Origin of the sequence: Eleftheria terrae (assembly GCF_030419005.1) — a bacterium.
Taxonomy (GTDB): domain Bacteria; phylum Pseudomonadota; class Gammaproteobacteria; order Burkholderiales; family Burkholderiaceae_C; genus Caldimonas; species Caldimonas terrae.
On sequence record NZ_CP106951.1, the window covers coordinates 5,194,100 to 5,210,992 of the forward strand.

The window sequence follows — 16,893 nt, forward strand, 5'->3', positions numbered from 1 at the left end:
CCGGGCCGGGGCGCCGCTTCCGGCGTCGCCGGCCCGCCGGGCAGGTGCGCGCGGCTCAGGCGCCCGCAGCAAGCAGGGAGCGCAGGGCCCGCAGCACGCCGTCCGGTGCCTCGGCCATCAGCGCATGGCCGGCCGGCAGCTGTACCACCTGGGGCTTCAGCCATTGCACCAGCGAGGCGGTGGCCTTCGGCGAGGTCATCTGGTCCCGGCTGCCCAGCACCAGTTGCACGGGGCAGCGCACGCGGGTGGCGGCAGCCTCGGCGCCGTCATAGCGGTCGCACACGCCGAAGTCGTGGTGGAACAGGTTGGCGCCGTCATGGGCGGCTGCGTACCTGTCCTGCAGCCGCTGCATCAGCGCCCGGCTGCTGCCCTGCAGCCAAGTGCCCGGCAGCGGCCCCGCAAGCGCGGAGTGCGAGAAGGCCACCACCTGGCCGATGGCGCGCTGCGGCGCCTGCAGGGCGGTGTCGAGCATCGCGGGCGAGACCTTCATCGGATACGCGGTGCCCACCATCGAGAGGCCGGTGGCCCGCTCGCCGAGTGCGGCCGCCGCCTCGAGCGCCACCAGCGAGCCCATGCTGTGGCCCACCACGGCGGCGCGCTGCACGCCGGCGGCCTCCAGCAGGGCGAGCACCCAGCGGGCGAGGGACGGCACGTCGGGCAGGGCAGGGCCGGCGCTGCGGCCATGGCCGGGCAGGTCCACTGCCAGCACCGCATGGCCGTGATGCGCCAGCCAGCGGCTCTGCAGGGCCCAGACACTGTGGTCATTGAGCGCGCCGTGGATCATCACGACACAGGGGCGGGCCGCATCGAAGGGCTGGCCGCCGGTGTAGGCGTAGGCCTCGCGGCCGTCGACGAGCCATTTCATCGTGCACCTCCTGCCTTCTCGGCCGCCTTCAGCGCGCGGGCCAGGTCGTCGATCAGGTCGTCCGGGCTCTCCAGCCCGATGGACAGGCGGATGGTGCCTTCGCCAATGCCGGCCTGCGCCAGCGCCTCGGCATCCATGCGCGAATGGGTGGTGGAGGCCGGATGGATCACCAGCGAGCGGCAGTCGCCCACGTTGGCCAGGTGCGAGAACACCTTCAGCGCCTCGATGAACGCGCGGCCCTGCGCGCGCCGGCCCTTGATGGAGAAGCTGAACACCGAGCCGCAGCCGTGCGGCAGCAGCCGCTGGGCCAGCGCATGCCCCGGATGGCCGGGCAGCTCGGGATAGCCGACCTGCTCCACCATGGCGTGGCCCGCCAGGAACTCGACCACCCGGCGCGTGTTGGCCACATGCCGCTCCATCCGCATCGACAGGGTCTCGATGCCCTGCAGCACCAGCCAGGCGGTGTGCGGGCTCATGCAGGCACCGAAGTCGCGCAGGCCTTCGCGGCGCGCCCGCAGCAGGAAGGCGCCCACCGTGCTTTCCTCGCTGAACACCATGTCGTGGAACCCTGCATACGGCGCGCTCAGCTCCGGGAAGCGGCCGGAGCCTTCCCAGTCGAAGCGGCCGCTGTCCACCAGCAGCCCGCCCACCACCGTGCCGTGGCCCGAGAGGAACTTGGTGGCCGAATGCATCACCAGGTCGGCGCCGTGATCGAAGGGGCGCAGCAGGCAGGGCGGCGTGAAGGTGGCGTCCACCAGCAGCGGCAGGCCGTGCTCGTGGGCCAGCGCGCTGACGGCCGGGATGTCGAGCACGTCGAGTCCCGGGTTGCCCAGGCTTTCGCCGAAGAACAGCCGCGTGTTGGGCCGCACGGCCGCGCGCCAGGCGGCCAGGTCGCCGGGCGGCACGAAGGTGGTCTCGATGCCGAAGCGCGCCAGCGTGTAGTGCAGCAGGTTGTGCGAGCCGCCATAGAGCGCGGCACTGGCGACGATGTGCGAGCCGGCGCCCATCAGCGTCGACACCGCCAGGTGCAGCGCGGCCTGGCCGCTGGCGGTGGCAATGGCGCCGATGCCGCCTTCGAGGGCCGCCATGCGCTGCTCCAGCACCGCGGTGGTGGGGTTGGACAGGCGCGAGTAGACGTGCCCCGCGCGCTCCATGTTGAACAGCGCCGCCGCATGGTCGCTGTCCTCGAAGACGAAGGAAGTGCTCAGGTAGAGCGGCACGGCGCGTGCGCCGGTGGCGGGGTCGGGGGCGCTGCCTGCGTGCAGCGCAAGGGTGTCGAAGCCGGGATCGTTGTAGCCGGGCATGGCGTCTCCTGTGGTGGGGCCGGCAGACGGTCGCATTCTTGATATGACAGTCCCCGGCGGGTGCGGATTGGTACCAGCCGTTACGGCCGGGTCCGCGGCGGACATTGTGGGCTATATTGGGACGTCGGCCCGACCGCACCACGTCGAGCGCAGGCGGCGCCGGAAGTTAGGAGAACCTCTCATGAAAGTCAGTGACATCCTTCGCGTGAAAGGCGGCACCTTGTATACCGTCTCGCCGGACCAGCCGCTGGCCGAGGCGTTGAAGGCGATGGCCGAGCGCGACATCGGCTCGCTGGTGGTGATGGAGCACGGGGACCTGGTCGGCATGCTGACCTTTCGCGAAGTCATCCAGGCCGTCGTGCGCAACGGCGGCGCGGTGGGCCAGACGATCGTGCGCACGGTGATGGACAACGCGCCGCTCACCTGCACGCTGGAAACCGAGATCGACGAAGTGCGCCGCATGATGCTCGGCCGCCATGCGCGCTACATGCCGGTGATGAACCAGCGCACGCTGATGGGCGTGATCTCGTTCTACGACGTGGCCAAGGCGGTGGTCGACAGCCAGGACTTCGAGAACCGCATGCTCAAGGCCTACATCCGCGACTGGCCGGGCGCCGACGGCGGCGAGCCGGTGCAGACACTCTGATCCTGGCGTCCCCGGCTGCGCGGCAGGCGTTGGCAGCCGCGCGGACGCGGCCGACCGAAGCGGGCCCTGCGGGGCCCGCTTTGCCAGGGGCAGGCGCCGGGCGGTGGCCTGCCGCCCGGGCCACGGACGGCGCGTAGAATCGGCGGCTTCCGCAACCTGCTCGCCTGGCGCCCCCGCACGGGTGCGACGCGGGCCCTACCGTCGTCTCCTCCCCATGTCCGGCAGCACCTTCGGCCTCCTGTTCCGCGTCACCAACTTCGGCGAATCGCACGGTCCGGCCATCGGTTGCGTGATCGACGGCTGCCCTCCCGGCATGGAGCTGTCGGAGGCCGACATCCAGCCCGAGCTGGACCGCCGCCGTCCCGGCACCTCGCGCCATGTCACGCAGCGCAACGAGCCCGATGCGGTCGAGATCCTCTCCGGCGTGCACGAAGGCCGCACCACCGGCACCCCCATCTGCCTGCTGATCCGCAACACCGACCAGCGCAGCAAGGACTACGGCAACATCCTGCAGACCTTCCGGCCCGGCCATGCCGACTACACCTACTGGCACAAGTACGGCATCCGCGACCCCCGCGGCGGCGGCCGCTCGTCCGCGCGGCTGACCGCGCCCATGGTGGGTGCCGGTGCAGTGGCGCGCAAATGGCTCAAGCAGCAGTACGGCACCGAGCTGCAGGGCTGCATGACCCAGCTCGGCGAGCTGGCCATTCCCTTCGAAGGCTGGGAGCATGTCGGCGAGAACCCCTTCTTTGCCGCCAATGCCACCATGGTGCCGCAGCTGGAGGATTACATGGACGCGCTGCGCAAGGCCGGCGATTCGGTGGGCGCGCGCATCTACGTCGAGGCGCGCCGGGTGCCGGTCGGCCTGGGCGAGCCGCTGTTCGACAAGCTCGATGCCGACATCGCCTACGCGATGATGGGCATCAACGCGGTGAAGGGCGTGGAGGTTGGCGCGGGCTTCGCCAGCGTGGCGCAGAAGGGCACCGAGCACGGCGACGCGCTGAGCCCGGACGGCTTTCGCAGCAACAACGCCGGCGGGGTGCTGGGCGGCATCAGCACCGGTCAGGACATCACCGTCTCGCTGGCCATCAAGCCGACCAGCTCCATCCGCTCGCCGCGTGAATCGATCGACCTGGCCGGCCAGAGCGCGACGGTCGAGACCTTCGGCCGCCACGACCCCTGCGTCGGCATCCGCGCCACGCCCATCGCGGAAGCGATGCTGGCCCTGGTGCTGATGGATCACGCGCTGCGCCACCGCGCCCAGTGCGGCGATGTGCGAGTGGACACGCCGCGCATTGCCGGCCGTGCGCCGCAGGGCTGAACGGCCCACCGGCGGCCGCTCCCGGCCGCCCGCCTCTTGGCATGTCCTCCCTCCCGAGATGGCTTGCCCATGGCACGGCCTGGTCCGTCGTGCACCACGGATCGGTCCCGCCAGGGCTCGGGGTTGACCCTGAGCTGCGCGGAAACTACGGCGCCGCCGCGCCGGGCGCTGCCGGGGCCGGCGCGATGCCCAGGATGCTACTTACACAACATGCATCAGGTAATCGCGCCAACAGGTGCATCAGGCAGGGGCGGTGACTAATCTGTGCCTCGGTCCCTAGGGACCCCAGCGGACAGAGGCGCCACGACCTCGCGTCCCGACCCCCCTACAGCAGGAGACACCGTCCATGTTCCATTCGCCTTGCGCCACCGCGCAGGGGCGCGCTCGCCCCCATCGCTTCTTCTCCACCCTGCGCCGCACCGCCTTTGCGCTGGCCGCGGCGGGCGCCCTCGGCGCCGCCCCCTGGGCCGCCGGCCCCGCGCAGGCCCAGTCCAGCGCCCGCACCGCCTTCGTCCAGCTCTTCGAATGGAAATGGACCGACGTGGCCAGGGAATGCGAAAGCTACCTCGGGCCCAAGGGCTTCGCCGCGGTGCAGGTCTCGCCACCGACCGAGCATGCCTGGATCACCAACGGCGACGGCGCACCCTATCCCTGGTGGATGCGCTACCAGACCGTGAGCTACAACCTGGACCGCAGCCGCAGCGGCACGCGGGCAGAGTTCGTCGACATGGTGCAGCGCTGCAAGGCCGCAGGCGTGGGCATCTATGTCGATGCGGTGATCAACCACATGGCCAGCGGCAGCGGCACCTCGAGTGCCGGGCGCGGCTGGCGCTACCACGACTTCCCCGGCCTGTATGGCCCCAACGACTTCCATTCGCCGGTCTGCGCGATCAACGACTACAACAATGCGGACAATGTGCAGAACTGCGAGCTCTCCTACCTGCAGGACCTGAACACCGGCAGCAGCTATGTACGCGGCAAGATCAGCGACTACCTGGTCGAGATGGTCACGCTCGGCGTGAAGGGCTTTCGCATCGATGCGGCCAAGCACATCAGCCCGGCCGACCTGACCGCCATCATCGACAACGTCAACGCGCGTGCCGGCGGCAACCAGCCCTACTGGTTCCTCGAAGTGATCGGCGCGGCCGGCGAGGCGGTGCAGCCCCACCACTACTACGGGCTCAGCGGCAGCCAGGTGAACATCACCGAGTTCGGCTATGGCAAGCAGCTCTATGGCAAGTTCAACGGCGGCCGGCTGGCCGACCTGCGCAGCTTCGGCGAGAGCTGGGGCCTGATGCCCAGCAGCAAGGCGGTGGCCTTTGTCGACAACCACGACAAGCAGCGCGGCCACGCCGGCGGGGGCAGCTACATCACCTACCACTACGGCGCCACCTACGACCTGGCCAACATCTTCATGCTGGCCTGGCCATACGGCTATCCGGCCCTGATGTCGAGCTATGCCTTCAACCGCAGCAGCACCTACGACACGAGCTTCGGCCCGCCCCACTATGGCGACGGCGCCACCAGGGGGCCGTGGGATGGCGGCGTGCCCAGCCCGGCGTGCTTCAACCAGAGCGTGGGCGGCTGGGTGTGCGAGCACCGCTGGCGCGGCATTGGCAACATGGTGGGTTTCCGCAACGCGACGCTGGCCAACTGGACGGTGACCGACTGGTGGGACAACGGCAACAACCAGATCGCCTTCGGTCGCGGCAATGCCGGCTTTGTCGTCATCAACAAGGAAGGCGGGGCGCTGACGCGCAGCTTCAAGACCAGCCTGCCGGCCGGCCAGTACTGCGACGTCATCTCGGGTGACTACAGCAACGGCCACTGCAGCGGCACCGTCGCCACGGTGGACGGCGGCGGCAATGTGACGCTGACTGCGCCGCCCAATGGTGCGGCGGCCATCCACATCGGCGCCCGCGTGGACGGCGGTGGCTCGGCGAGCCAGACTTTCCAGGTGAGTGCCGGCACGGCGTCGGGGCAGTCGGTCTACCTGGTGGGCAACCAGTCGAGCCTGGCCAACTGGAGCCCGGCCGCCGCGATCGCGCTGGCGCGCAGCGGCACCGACAGCTGGCGCGCCACGGTGGCAATGCCGGCGAACAGCCGCGTCGAGTACAAGTACATCAAGAAGGATGCCACCGGCAACGTCACCTGGGAGAGCGGCAGCAACCGCCTGCTGACCACCCCGTCGGCCGGCGGCTCCGCCACCACCACGGACAGCTGGAAGTGAAAGCCCGCCCTGGTGGCCAGCGAGCTGCCGGGCAAGGCAGGAGAGGACCGGGGGCGCGCGGTGCGCGCTGCCTGCCCCGGGGCCGGCCGGTGAGCCGGCCTCAGGCATCATGCGGCCCGATGCAGGGCCGCATGATGCCGCCCGTTCAGGACGACGGCAGCGCGGTCAACGCCACGTAGACCGTGCCCAGCGTGTGGTAGTCGGTCTTGCCGGTGGGGCTCTTGTCATTGCCCACCGGGCGGTTGTCGGGCCCCAGCATGTGGTGGTAGGCGCCGTGCTCGTGGTCGATCAGGTAGTCCCACATGTAGGACCACAGCTTGTCGAACCAGCGCCAGTACACCGGCAGGCCGGTGCGCTGGCCGAGCAGCGCGGCCGCAGCCATGGTCTCGGACTGCACCCAGAAGAACTTGCGGCCGTCGTGGATGCCGCCATCGGGTGCCATGCGGTTGAACATGCCGCCGCGCTCCTGGTCCCAGGCCCGTGTGATGGTGGCATCGAACAGGGCCTGGGCGCGCGGCAGCAGCCAGGGCTGCGGCCGCACCCGGTCCAGCATCAGCAGCAGCTTGGCCCACTCGGTCTGGTGGCCGAAGCGAAAGCCCCAGGGGCGGAAGGTGTCGCCGCCCTCGTCGCGGTGGTAGTCCCAGTCGGGCTGCCAGTCGACGTTGTAGCGTTCCCAGACCAGCCCCTGGGTGTGCTCGGTCAACTCCACCGTCACGCGCTTGCCGATGGCCTCGGCACGGTCCAGGAAACGGGCCTCGCCGGTGGCTTCGTGCGCGGCCAGCAGGGCTTCGAACACATGCATGGTGGTGTTCTGCCCCCGGTAGGGCAGCCATCGGCCGTCGGCGGCCGCTTCGTCGGCATAGAGGCCGCTGCGGGCATCCCAGAAGCGCTGCTCCAGCTGCTGCCACGCGTCGTCCAGCCATTCACGCGCCTCGGTGATGCCGGCCTTCAGCGCGGTGGCATAGGCCAGCATCACGAAGGCCAGGCCATAGGCGTACTGCGCATCGTCCACCACCTGCACGCGGCGGCTGCCGTCGGCCTCGTCGCGCACGTCCAGCGTCCAGGCGTAGTGGCCGGTGCCGGCATGGCGATGGTGCTCGCGCAGGAACTGCAGCCCGTGGCGCGCCGCCTGCAGGTAGCTCGGCGCCCTGAAGTGCAGGAAGGCCATCGCATAGTTGTAGATGAAGCGCGTGCTGTTGACGAGCCGCCGGCGCTCCGGGTCGTAGGGGGTCTGGTCGTCCCGGAAGTACTGGAAGTAGCCGCCGCGCTTGTCGATGCAATGCGGATGGTAGAAGGCCATCGTGTGAAAGATGTGCTCTTTCAGGAAGGCGGCTGAACGGAAGCGGGGCAGGGTCTGCATCGACGAGGATGAAAAAAGCCGGGCAGGGCCCGGCGGGTCGTGTGGGGGCCACAGCCGGTGCACACCCTCGGCGGGTGCGCGACCGTCCTAGCCTATCAGCCCACGCGCTGCTGAGTGTTACCGTCGAACAGGTGCACCTCCTCGGCCGACCAGGCCAGGTGCACGCGCTCGCCCACCTGCTGCGTGACCTTGCCCGGCACGCGCGCGGTCAGCTTGCCGATGGCGGTGTCGACCAGGGCATAGGTTTCAGGGCCGGTGGGCTCGAGCATGCTGATGGTGCCCGGCAGGCCGGCGTCGGCGAACTGCAGCGCCTCTGGCCGCAGGCCGTAGGTGACGCCGCCGGCACCGCCGCCCTGCAGGGCCTGGCGGTGGGCCGCCGCCAGCGCCAGCTCGACGCCGTTGGCGGCCAGGCCCTGGCCGTTGCGGCCGGCGTCGATCATGTTCATTGCCGGCGAGCCGATGAACTCGGCCACGAAGCGGTTGGCCGGGCGCGAGTAGATGTCGTCCGGCGTGCCGAACTGCTGCACCTGGCCGTCCTTCATCACCGCGATGCGGTCGCCCAGCGTCATGGCTTCGACCTGGTCGTGCGTCACGTAGACGGTGGTGGTGCGGGTGCGCTGGTGCAGCAGCTTGATCTCGGCGCGCATCTCCACCCGCAGCTTGGCGTCCAGGTTGGACAGCGGCTCGTCGAACAGGAACAGCTTGGGGTTGCGAGCCAGCGCGCGGCCCATCGCGACCCGCTGGCGCTGGCCGCCGGACAGCTGGCCGGGCTTGCGGTCGAGCAAGTGCTCGATCTGCAGCATCTTGGCCACCCGCTTGATGGCGGCCTCGCGCTCGGCCTTGGGCACCTTGCGCATCTCCAGCCCGAAGGAGATGTTCTGCGCCACGTTCATGTTCGGGTAGAGCGCGTAGCTCTGGAACACCATGGCAATGTCGCGGTCCTTGGGCAGGGCGTAGGTGACGTCGCGGTCACCGATGTGGATGTTGCCCGAGGTGGGGAAGTCCAGGCCGGCGATCATCGACAGCAGCGTCGACTTGCCGCAGCCCGAGGGCCCCACCAGGATCAGGAACTCGCCGGCCTCGACTTCGAGATCGATGCCCTTGAGGATCTCGATCTGGTGGTAGGCCTTGCGGACGTTGCGGATAGAGAGTGCACCCATGTTGTCGCTCTTCTCGAATTAACCTTTGACGGCGCCGGCGGTCAGGCCACGCACGAAGTACTTGCCGGCGATCACGTAGATCGCCAGCGTCGGCAGGGCGGCGATCATCGCGGCGGCCATGTCGACGTTGTATTCCTTCACCACGCTGGAGGTGTTGGCCAGGTTGTTCAGGCCCACGGTGACCGGCTTGGAGTCGCCGCCGGAGAACACCACCCCGTAGAGGAAGTCGTTCCAGATGTTGGTGAACTGCCAGATCAGCGTGACGACCAGGATGGGCGCCGACAGCGGCAGCACGATGCGCCAGAAGATGCGCCAGAAGCCGGCGCCGTCGAGCATCGCGGCCTTGATCAGTTCGTCGGGCAGGCCCACGTAGTAGTTGCGGAAGAACAGCGTGGTGGACGGGATGCCGGCCAGCACGTGCACGAAGATCAGGCCCCACAGCGAGCTGGAGATGCCCAGCCAGCCCAGCACTTGGGACATCGGCAGCAGCACCACCTGCATCGGCATGAAGACGCCGAACAGCATCAGGCCGAACATCAGCTCGCTGCCGCGGAAGCGCCACTTGCTGATGACGTAGCCGTTGACGGCGCCCAGCGCGGTCGACACCAGCACCGCCGGCACCACCATCAGCGCCGAGTTGGTGAAGAAGGGCTTGAGGCCGCCGCAGTCGGTGCCGGTGCAGGCGCTCGACCAGGCCTTGGCCCAGGCGTCCAGCGTGGGGCTGCCCGGCAGCGAGAGCAGGCCGCCGGAGCGGATCTCGTTCATGTCCTTGAGCGAGGTCACCAGCATCACGTACAGCGGGGCCAGGAAGATCGCCGCGAAGCCGAGCAGCAGCGACCAGATCACGAATCGATGGAAGTTCTGCATGGCAGGCTCAACGCTTGGTGCGCAGTTCGGAATAGAGATAGGGCACCACGATGGCCGCGATCGTGGCCAGCATGATGGTGGCCGACGCCGCGCCCAGGCCGATCTGCCCGCGCGAGAAGGCCATGGCGTACATGTAGGTGGCCGGCACGTCGCTCGCGTAGCCCGGGCCGCCGTTGGTCAGCGCGATCACGAGGTCGAAGCTCTTGATGGCGATGTGGGCCAGCACCAGCAGCGTGCTGAAGAAGACCGGGCCCAGGCTGGGGATGATGATGCGCAGGTAGATGCGCGGCAGCGAGGCGCCGTCCACCTGGGCGGCCTTGATGATGGAGTCGTCGATGCCGCGCAGCCCGGCCAGGAAGAGCGCCATCACGAAGCCCGAGGACTGCCAGACGCCCGCGATCACCACGGTGTAGATGGCGTAGTCGGGGTTGATGAGCCAGTCGAAGGTGAAGTTCTCGAAGCCCCAGCCACGCACCACGTTCTCCAGGCCGAGCCCGGGGTTCAGGATCCACTTCCAGGCGGTGCCGGTGACGATGAAGGACAGCGCCATCGGGTAGAGGTAGATGGTGCGCAGCGCGCCTTCGGCACGGATCTTCTGGTCCAGCAGGATGGCCAGGAACAGGCCCAGCGCCATGCCGCAGCCGATGAAGAGCACGCCGAAGATGCCCAGGTTCTTGGCGGCCACCCACCAGCGCTCGCTGTCGAACAGGGTCACGTACTGCTCCAGGCCGACGAACTCGTAGTTCGGCAGCAGCCGGGAGGCGGACACCGACAGGTAGCCGTTCCAGGCGATCAGGCCGTAGATGAACAGGAAGGACAGGATGAAGGAGGGCGCCAGCACCAGCTTGGGCAGCCAGGGCTGGTTCGGCCGCGGGGTCGAAGGCGATGACATCCGGGACTTTCGAGCTGCGAGGAGGGGAGGGGCGCACCGCGGCAGCGGGGCCGCGGTGCGGGTTGCGTGCACCTTAGCGCGCGAGGCGCCAAGGTACCAGCCGGCTGAACCCCGGGGGTGTCCCGGGGGCCGCGCCGCACGGGCGGCGCGTGCCGGCGATCAGGACATCACTTCTGCTTGGCGGCGGAGGCGATGCGGTCCATCGCTTCCTTGGCGGTCATCTTGTCGGTATTCCAGAACTGCGACACCGCATCCTTGATGGCGCCTTCGGCCGCCGACGGCACGGCCATGCCGTGTGCGATGGACGGCAGCAGCGAGCCCGACTTGGAGCTGGCGACGAAGTCGGCCGAGGACTGCTTGGCGCAGTCGTCGAACTTGGCCAGGTCCATGTTCAGGCGCACCGGGATGGAGCCCTTGTTCAGGTTGAACACTTCCTGGAACTCCGGCGACATGATGGCGGTGGCCAGGTCCTTCTGGGCCTTCACGTTGGCAGCGTTCTTGATCTGGAACATCGCGAAGCTGTCGACGTTGTAGGTGTAGGCCTTGCCGGTGCCCGGCGCGGGGGCGCAGACGAAGTCCTTGCCCGGCACCTTGCCGGCGGCAATGAACTCGCCCTTGGCCCAGTCGCCCATGATCTGCATGCCGGCCTGGCCGTTGATGACCATCGCGGTGGCCAGGTTCCAGTCACGGCCCGGGGCGTTGCGGTCGGTGTAGTCCTTGACCTTCTTGAAGGTGGTCAGCACCTTCTCCATGGTCGGGCTCTTCAGCGTGGCCTGGTCCAGCTGCACCAGGGCCTTCTTGTAGAAGTCGGTGCCACCGACGCCGAGGGCCACCGCCTCGAAGGTGGTGAAATCCTGCCAGTTCTGGCCACCGTGGGCGACCGGGATCACGCCGGCCTTCTTCAGCGCTTCGGCCGCGGTGAAGAACTCGTCCCAGGTGGTCGGGACCTTGACGCCGGCCTTCTGGAACACGGCGGGGTTGGCCCACAGCCAGTTGACGCGGTGCACGTTGACCGGTGCGGCCACGTAGCTGCCCTTGTACTTCAGGCCGTCGGCGATGGCCTTGGGCAGCAGGGCGTCCCAGTTGTTGGCCTTGGCGACGTCATCGATGTTGGCCAGCACGCCTTCGCGCGCCCACTCCTGGATGGAGGGGCCCTTGATCTGGGCGGCGGCCGGTGCATTGCCCGAGACGACGCGGGACTTGAGCACGGTCATGGCCGAATCGCCACCGCCGCCAGCCACCGCGAAATCGCGCCAGGTGTGGCCCAGGGCCAGCAGCTTGCCCTTCAGGGCGGTCGCGGCCTTGGCCTCGCCGCCGGACGTCCACCAGTGCAGGACCTCGACTTCACCGGCTTGCGCCGCGGTGGCAGCCATCAGGCCGGCAGCGGCCAGGGCGCCAGCCAGGCGGCGGATAGACAGATTCGATGTCGACATCGTTTGTGCTCCTCGTCTTCAATGTGATGGTTAACGGCTGGCCCAGGGCCGAAGAAGCCGTGGGCGCAATGTTAAGACTCCGTTAAAGAAGCGGCAATGGATCTTTAACCTGGGATTTTCCCTTAGGGCAGGGGCGCCCGAGGGGCGAGCGGCCATCCGCGGGGATGGAGCAATCGGCGCGCCTTCGAGTTCGGCGGCGCAGCGTGACCTGGCGTGCGGCGCGAGGGCGAGTGCTGACTTCGGAGGGTCGCGATGGCGGCGTGCGGCCGGGCTCAGTGGGCCAGCGGCAGGCGCAGCGTGATGCGCAGCCCGTGCGGCTGCACCGGCGACAGCACCACGCTGCCGGCATGCCGCTCGACGATTTCCTTCACGATGGCCAGGCCCAGGCCGCAGCCGCTGCCTTCATGCGTGGCCCGCACGAAGCGCTCGAACACCCGCTCGTGGATCTGCGGGTCCTGCGGCAGGCCGGGGCCGTCGTCCTCGATCTCCAGCACCGCCTGCTGGCGTTCGCGCCGGCTGCGCACCGTGACGGTGGCGCCGCGGCCGGCGTAGCGGATGGCGTTGTCGACCAGGTTCTGCAGCGCTTCCCGGAACAGCAGTGCGTTGCCGGCAATTTCGAGCGGCTCGGGGTTGGCCTCGTCGCAGCCCAGGTCGATGCCCGCCTGCAACGCGCGCGGCACCAGCTCGGCTGCCAGCTCGCGGGCCAGCTTCTGCACGTCGAAGCGGCTGCGCGCCTGCACCGCGGCCGACTCGGGCTCGGCGCGCGCCAGCGTCAGCAGCTGGGCCACCAGGTGGGCGGCGCGGGTGGCGCTTTCCTGCACCCGTTGCAGCCGCGCCTTCTGGGCCGGATCGGTCGCCTCGGCCAGCGCCAGCTCGGCTTGCGACTTCAGGCCGGCCAGCGGTGTGCGCAGCTGGTGGGCGGCGTTGCTGATGAAGCGCTTCTGCGAGCTGACGTTCTCGTGCACCTCGGCCAGCAGGGCGTTGAGCGCCTTGGCCAGCGCCCGCACCTCGGAGGGGGCCGACTCCAGCTCGATGGGCGCCAGGTCGTTGGGGGCGCGGTCCTTCACCAGGTCGCGCAGCCGCGTCAGCGGCGCCAGGCCGGTGCGGATGCTGCCCCAGACGATCAGCGACATCAGCACGATCAGGCCCGACAGCGGCAGCGCAGTGTCGATCAGGATCTGCCGCGCCAGCTCCTCGCGCGTGGTGCGGCTCTTGGCCAGCTGCACCAGCATGCGCTGTGGCTCGCCGTCGCCGCCCCAGGCCAGATAGAGCGCGGCCACCCGCACCGGCACCTCGCCCACCATGCCGTCGTAGAAATAGGGCAGGTCGAGCTGTGGCTTGGCGATGGCGGGCGGCGGTGGCAGCTTGTTGTTGCCCAGGATGAACTGCCCGGGCGGCGTGCTCACCATGTAGTAGACCTTGTCGTCCGGGTCGGTCTCGATGATGGCCTGGGCGGCTTTGGGGAAGTCGATGAACAGGCCGTTGCCGATGGGCTTGACCTGCTGCGCGAGCGCGCGCGAGGACTGGTAGAGGCTGCGGTCGATGGCCCGGTTGGCATAGCGCGCCGCCAGGTGGTAGGTGACATAGGCGGCCGCCAGCCACAGCACCAGCTGTGGCAGCAGCAGCCAGATCATCAGGTGCCGGCGCAGCGAGCGCTGGCCGGGCGCCAGGCGCAGGCCCACCTGCAGGCGGTGCCAGCGGCGCATGCTCACGCCGACGCTTCCAGTTCCAGCAGGTAGCCCAGGCCGCGCACGGTGCGGATGGTGATGCCCGAGGGCTCCAGCTTGCGGCGCAGGCGGTGGATGTAGACCTCGATGGAGCCGGGCGCCGCATCGCTGCGGCCGCCGGACTCGGGCCGCTCGCCGCTCCAGGCCTGCGCGATCTGGTCCTTGGTGACGACCTTGTCGCGGTGGTTCAGCAGCAGGTCGAGCAGTGACCACTCGCGCGGCGAGAAGTCGACCGCCTCGTTGCCGATGCTGGCGCGCCGTGCCTCGCGGTCGAAGGTCAGCCCGCCCAGCTGCTGCACGGCGCCGGCGGCCGGCTTGGCCCGCCGGAGCAGGGCGCGCAGGCGCGCTTCCAGCTCGGGAAAGTCGAAGGGCTTGGTGAGGTAGTCGTCGGCCCCGGCGTTGAGCCCCTCGACGCGGTGCTCCAGGTCGCACAGCGCGGTCAGCAGCAGGATGGGCTGCTCCGGCTTGGCGGCGCGGGCTCGCTTGAGCACGGTGAGCCCGTCCACCATCGGCAGGCCGATGTCGAGCACGGCGATGTCGAACTGCTGGCGCAGCAGCAGGTATTCGGCGACCGCGCCGTTGTCGGCGGTCTCGACGTCGAAGCCGGCGTGTTGGAGGTTGGCGGTGAGGGCGTCGCTCAGGATGGCGTCGTCTTCGGCTAGCAGGATGCGCATGCCCGCGACTTTAATGTTTCCTTTACAACGGCGCCTCGGGGCCTGCCCTCATTCCCGCAGGCCGGCGAGCCGCCCCGCAGGGCGGCAGCATCGCACCGCCGCTTCAGCATTCAACGATGTTCACCGCCAGCCCGCCGCGGGCGGTTTCCTTGTACTTGGTCTTCATGTCGGCGCCGGTCTCCCGCATCGTCTTGATGACCTTGTCGAGCGACACGTGATGGGTGCCGTCGCCGCGCAAGGCCATGCGTGCGGCGTTGATGGCCTTCACCGAGGCGATCGCGTTGCGCTCGATGCAGGGGATCTGCACCAGCCCGCCCACCGGGTCGCAGGTCAGCCCCAGGTGGTGCTCCATGCCGATCTCGGCCGCGTTCTCGACCTGCTCGGGCGTGCCGCCCAGCACCGCGCACAAGGCTCCGGCCGCCATCGAGCAGGCCACGCCCACCTCACCCTGGCAGCCGACCTCGGCCCCGGAGATCGAGGCGTTCTCCTTGTACAGGATGCCGATGGCCGCCGCGGTGAGCAGGAAGTCCACCACCCCTCGGTCGTTGGAGCCGGGCACGAAGCGGCTGTAGTAGTGCAGCACGGCCGGCACGATGCCGGCGGCGCCGTTGGTGGGAGCGGTCACGACGCGGCCGCCGGCGGCGTTCTCCTCGTTGACGGCCAGCGCATAGAGGTTGACCCAGTCGAGCACCTGCAGCGGGTCCTTCAGCGCAGCCTCCGGGTTGGACACCAGCTGGCGTTGCAGGTCGGCCGCCCGGCGGCGCACCTTGAAGCCGCCGGGCAGCGTGCCTTCGGTGCGGCAACCGCGTGCCACGCAGTCCTGCATCACGCGCCAGATCTTCAGCAGGCCTTCTTCCACCGCGGCTGGCTCGCGCCAATGTGCTTCGTTGCGGCGCATCACCTCGGCGATCGAGCAGCCGTGCTCGCGGGTGCGGGCCAGCAGTTCCTCGCCGGTGCGGAAGGGCAGGGGCAGCACGGTGGGGTCGGGAGCCACCACCTTCTGGCGGCTGCCGTCGGCCGCCACCTCGTCGCTGACCACGAAGCCACCGCCCACCGAGTAGTAGGTACGGGCGTGCAGCTCGGTGCCGACCTCGTCCATCGCAATGAAGCGCATGCCGTTGGCATGGAAGGGCAGGCTCTGGCGGCGGAAGAAGATCAGGTCGGTGCGCTCGTCGAAGGCGATCTGGGGGCCCTCGCCGAGCAGGCGCAGGCGCCGGCCCTCGCGGATGTCCTGCAGCAGCTGCGGGATGGCGTCGACATCCACCGTGTCCGGCTCGTGGCCGGCCAGGCCAAGCAGCACCGCCTTGTCGCTGCCGTGGCCCTTGCCGGTGGCGCCCAGTGAGCCGTACAGCTCGGACACCACGCGGGCGGTGCGGGGCAGCAGGCCTTCGTGCTGCAGCCGCAGCCCGAACAGCCGGGCGGCGCGCATCGGCCCCACGGTGTGGGAGCTGGACGGGCCGATACCGATCTTGAACAGGTCGAAGACAGAGACTGCCATGGCAAGTCCTCCTCTGGATGTGTTGGGGAACCGGGCGCTCAGGGCAGGGCGGCACCGAGCGAGGCCAGTACCTGGCGGCGCACGTCGTGCCGCGTGAGCGCGTCGATGTGGTGGCCGCCTTGCACCGGCAGCCACTGCTTGGGCCCGGGCGCTGCCTGGTACAAGGCCTGCCCGTGGTGGGGGCCGATGAGCCGGTCGGCGCTGCCGTGGATCACCAGCAGCGACTGCTGGCCGAGCCGGGTGGCCGCCTGCAGCGGGTCGTGGTCGGCGCCGGGCAAGGTGGGCAGCAGCAGCGGCGCCAGCCAGCCGATGACACCTGCCGTGCCGGCGTTCTCGCGGGCGATGCCCCGGTAGCTGCTGAAGGCGGAGTCGAGGATGAGCAGGCGCACGCCGCTGCCGTCCGCGGCCACGGCACGCACCGCGGTGGCGCCGCCCAGGCTCTGCCCCAGCACTGCCAGCCGCTGGGCATCCACCCCCGGCCGCTGGCGCAGGTAGGCGAGCGCCGCACGGGCGTCGGCCACCACGCCGTCCAGGCTGGGCGAGCCGGTGGACTGGCCAAAGCCGCGGTAGTCCATGCTCAGCACGTTGTAGCCTTCGGCCGGCAGCCAGGCCACCAGCGGCAGGTGGTTGCTGATGTTGGCGGCATTGCCGTGCAGGTGCAGCACGGTGCCGCGCGGCGTGCCGGTGGCGGGCAGCCACCAGGCATGCAGCCGGCTGCCCTCCGGGCCGTCAATGTAGAGGTCGGTCGCGGCGACGCCCATCGCCTGGGGCGTGGTGTAGACCTGGCTGTCGGGGTGGAAGAACAGCGATTCGGCACAACCGGTGAGCAGGCCCATGCTCAGCGCCACCGCCGCCGCCAACACCCGTCGGGCCGGGCGCAGGCCGGGGCGCACCGGGGTGCGGCGGAGTGCCATGT

The 16,893-nt window shown here is 69.6% G+C and carries 14 protein-coding genes; 3 read left to right on the top strand and 11 right to left on the bottom strand.

Annotation, left to right across the window (positions count from 1 at the left end; all coding sequences use genetic code 11):
• Positions 1 to 55: 55 nt before the first annotated feature.
• Complete coding sequence (locus tag N7L95_RS23380; RefSeq protein WP_301257646.1) at positions 56 to 865, bottom strand: alpha/beta fold hydrolase; 810 nt, start codon at positions 863 to 865, stop codon at positions 56 to 58.
• Positions 862 to 2,169, bottom strand: a complete 1,308-nt coding sequence (locus N7L95_RS23385) for an O-acetylhomoserine aminocarboxypropyltransferase (protein ID WP_301257647.1) — start codon at positions 2,167 to 2,169, stop codon at positions 862 to 864. The genes N7L95_RS23380 and N7L95_RS23385 overlap by 4 nt, the downstream gene beginning before the upstream one ends.
• A 181-nt stretch (positions 2,170 to 2,350) precedes the next feature.
• On the opposite strand from N7L95_RS23385, the gene N7L95_RS23390 reads away from it, so the two are divergent.
• The 3 genes from N7L95_RS23390 (at position 2,351) to N7L95_RS23400 (ending at position 6,366) form a co-directional block, all read left to right on the top strand.
• Entirely contained in the window at positions 2,351 to 2,815 is a 465-nt protein-coding gene (locus tag N7L95_RS23390; protein ID WP_301257648.1) for a CBS domain-containing protein, read from the top strand.
• Between the two features lie 214 nt (positions 2,816 to 3,029).
• On the top strand, positions 3,030 to 4,136 hold the full coding sequence (gene aroC, locus N7L95_RS23395) for a chorismate synthase (protein WP_301257649.1): 1,107 nt from the start codon (positions 3,030 to 3,032) through the stop codon (positions 4,134 to 4,136).
• A gap of 346 nt (positions 4,137 to 4,482) precedes the next feature.
• Positions 4,483 to 6,366, top strand: coding sequence for a carbohydrate-binding module family 20 domain-containing protein (locus N7L95_RS23400; RefSeq protein WP_301257650.1), 1,884 nt, complete (start codon positions 4,483 to 4,485; stop codon positions 6,364 to 6,366).
• Between the two features lie 145 nt (positions 6,367 to 6,511).
• On the opposite strand, the gene N7L95_RS23405 is transcribed toward N7L95_RS23400, so the two are convergent.
• The 9 genes from N7L95_RS23405 to N7L95_RS23445 form a co-directional block, all read right to left on the bottom strand.
• On the bottom strand, positions 6,512 to 7,726 hold the full coding sequence (locus N7L95_RS23405; RefSeq protein WP_301257651.1) for an AGE family epimerase/isomerase: 1,215 nt from the start codon (positions 7,724 to 7,726) through the stop codon (positions 6,512 to 6,514).
• Positions 7,727 to 7,821: 95 nt separating this feature from the next.
• Complete coding sequence (locus N7L95_RS23410; protein ID WP_301257652.1) at positions 7,822 to 8,886, bottom strand: ABC transporter ATP-binding protein; 1,065 nt, start codon at positions 8,884 to 8,886, stop codon at positions 7,822 to 7,824.
• 18 nt (positions 8,887 to 8,904) lie between these two features.
• The gene (locus N7L95_RS23415) at positions 8,905 to 9,753 is read right to left on the bottom strand and encodes a carbohydrate ABC transporter permease (protein WP_301257653.1); all 849 of its coding nucleotides are present in this window, start codon (positions 9,751 to 9,753) and stop codon (positions 8,905 to 8,907) included.
• A 7-nt stretch (positions 9,754 to 9,760) separates the two neighbouring features.
• Entirely contained in the window at positions 9,761 to 10,645 is an 885-nt protein-coding gene (locus N7L95_RS23420) for a carbohydrate ABC transporter permease (RefSeq protein ID WP_301257654.1), read from the bottom strand.
• Positions 10,646 to 10,812: 167 nt separating this feature from the next.
• Entirely contained in the window at positions 10,813 to 12,078 is a 1,266-nt protein-coding gene (locus N7L95_RS23425) for an ABC transporter substrate-binding protein (RefSeq protein WP_301257655.1), read from the bottom strand.
• Between the two features lie 272 nt (positions 12,079 to 12,350).
• The gene (locus N7L95_RS23430; protein WP_301260219.1) at positions 12,351 to 13,784 is read right to left on the bottom strand and encodes a sensor histidine kinase; all 1,434 of its coding nucleotides are present in this window, start codon (positions 13,782 to 13,784) and stop codon (positions 12,351 to 12,353) included.
• Between the two features lie 2 nt (positions 13,785 to 13,786).
• Entirely contained in the window at positions 13,787 to 14,479 is a 693-nt protein-coding gene (locus tag N7L95_RS23435) for a response regulator transcription factor (RefSeq protein ID WP_301257656.1), read from the bottom strand.
• Positions 14,480 to 14,582: 103 nt separating this feature from the next.
• Positions 14,583 to 15,977, bottom strand: a complete 1,395-nt coding sequence (locus N7L95_RS23440; RefSeq protein ID WP_301257657.1) for an L-serine ammonia-lyase — start codon at positions 15,975 to 15,977, stop codon at positions 14,583 to 14,585.
• A gap of 38 nt (positions 15,978 to 16,015) precedes the next feature.
• The gene (locus tag N7L95_RS23445; RefSeq protein WP_301257658.1) at positions 16,016 to 16,891 is read right to left on the bottom strand and encodes an alpha/beta hydrolase; all 876 of its coding nucleotides are present in this window, start codon (positions 16,889 to 16,891) and stop codon (positions 16,016 to 16,018) included.
• Positions 16,892 to 16,893: the final 2 nt, after the last annotated feature.

Coding starts and splice junctions, on each gene's coding strand:
- N7L95_RS23380 (WP_301257646.1), bottom strand. CDS start 865: ATGAAATGGCTCGTCGACGGCCGCGAGGCCTACGCCTACACCGGCGGC.
- N7L95_RS23385 (WP_301257647.1), bottom strand. CDS start 2,169: ATGCCCGGCTACAACGATCCCGGCTTCGACACCCTTGCGCTGCACGCA.
- N7L95_RS23390 (WP_301257648.1), top strand. CDS start 2,351: ATGAAAGTCAGTGACATCCTTCGCGTGAAAGGCGGCACCTTGTATACC.
- aroC (WP_301257649.1), top strand. CDS start 3,030: ATGTCCGGCAGCACCTTCGGCCTCCTGTTCCGCGTCACCAACTTCGGC.
- N7L95_RS23400 (WP_301257650.1), top strand. CDS start 4,483: ATGTTCCATTCGCCTTGCGCCACCGCGCAGGGGCGCGCTCGCCCCCAT.
- N7L95_RS23405 (WP_301257651.1), bottom strand. CDS start 7,726: ATGCAGACCCTGCCCCGCTTCCGTTCAGCCGCCTTCCTGAAAGAGCAC.
- N7L95_RS23410 (WP_301257652.1), bottom strand. CDS start 8,886: ATGGGTGCACTCTCTATCCGCAACGTCCGCAAGGCCTACCACCAGATC.
- N7L95_RS23415 (WP_301257653.1), bottom strand. CDS start 9,753: ATGCAGAACTTCCATCGATTCGTGATCTGGTCGCTGCTGCTCGGCTTC.
- N7L95_RS23420 (WP_301257654.1), bottom strand. CDS start 10,645: ATGTCATCGCCTTCGACCCCGCGGCCGAACCAGCCCTGGCTGCCCAAG.
- N7L95_RS23425 (WP_301257655.1), bottom strand. CDS start 12,078: ATGTCGACATCGAATCTGTCTATCCGCCGCCTGGCTGGCGCCCTGGCC.
- N7L95_RS23430 (WP_301260219.1), bottom strand. CDS start 13,784: ATGCGCCGCTGGCACCGCCTGCAGGTGGGCCTGCGCCTGGCGCCCGGC.
- N7L95_RS23435 (WP_301257656.1), bottom strand. CDS start 14,479: ATGCGCATCCTGCTAGCCGAAGACGACGCCATCCTGAGCGACGCCCTC.
- N7L95_RS23440 (WP_301257657.1), bottom strand. CDS start 15,977: ATGGCAGTCTCTGTCTTCGACCTGTTCAAGATCGGTATCGGCCCGTCC.
- N7L95_RS23445 (WP_301257658.1), bottom strand. CDS start 16,891: ATGGCACTCCGCCGCACCCCGGTGCGCCCCGGCCTGCGCCCGGCCCGA.